Annotated in this window: 1 protein-coding gene; it reads right to left on the reverse strand. The window is 51.2% G+C overall.

Annotated features, from left to right (window positions below; genetic code table 11):
• Positions 1–754 (reverse strand): agmatinase family protein (locus tag C7K08_RS14840; RefSeq protein WP_161955966.1); only part of this gene is annotated, 754 nt, incomplete at both ends.

Below are 754 nucleotides of genomic sequence, written 5' to 3' on the forward strand. Positions count from 1 at the left end.
TGGTGTCACAGACCACTCGGCAAGCCATCAATGAAGTTATGTCGCTGACGTCATAGGGCGGCGATACTTCCACCACCTCTAGACCGCATACAGGTACATTTCGTACAATCAACTCAAGTAATTTAAGGGCCTCCCTAGGAAGTAAGCCTCCGGGCTCTGGCCAGCCTGTACCGGGTACAAAGCCGGCATCAATGCAGTCGATATCGAAGGAGATATAGACGCAGTCGGTACCATCGGTAGCGCGCTCAATTGCAAACTTTGCAGCGGCTTCTAGGCCCATTTCACAAATATCGGTAACCGTGAGAACATTGGTTCCACGTTCGCGGCAAATCTTGACGCCCTCGCGTGGTACTTGCCAACCACCGATACCCAGCTGCACCAAGTTCTCGGCAGGTGCATTAGCCATATTGGTGGCATGAAACCAGGGACATGTATGCATGCGCTCATCAAGGTCGATCTCTTGGGTGTCGACGTGGCGATCGAAATGAATGATGCCAACTTTCTTGTCACCCAGGTGTCGGCAAATTCCACGCAGAGTGGGGAAGCCAATTGAGTGGTCACCACCCAGGATGATTGGGAAGGCGCCACTGGAAAACACGTGTGCAATACCCTTAGAGATCTGATCAAAGCTCTTCTCGTTATTGGCGGGTATTGTGAAGATGTCGCCAACATCACATAGAGTTATCTGCTCGCGAAGGTCAACTCCCATTTCGTAGTTGTAAGGCGTATAAAGAGCCGAGATACGACGTATACC

The sequence above is a fragment of the Synechococcus lacustris str. Tous genome, from assembly GCF_003011125.1.
Lineage (GTDB): Bacteria > Cyanobacteriota > Cyanobacteriia > PCC-6307 > Cyanobiaceae > Synechococcus_D > Synechococcus_D lacustris.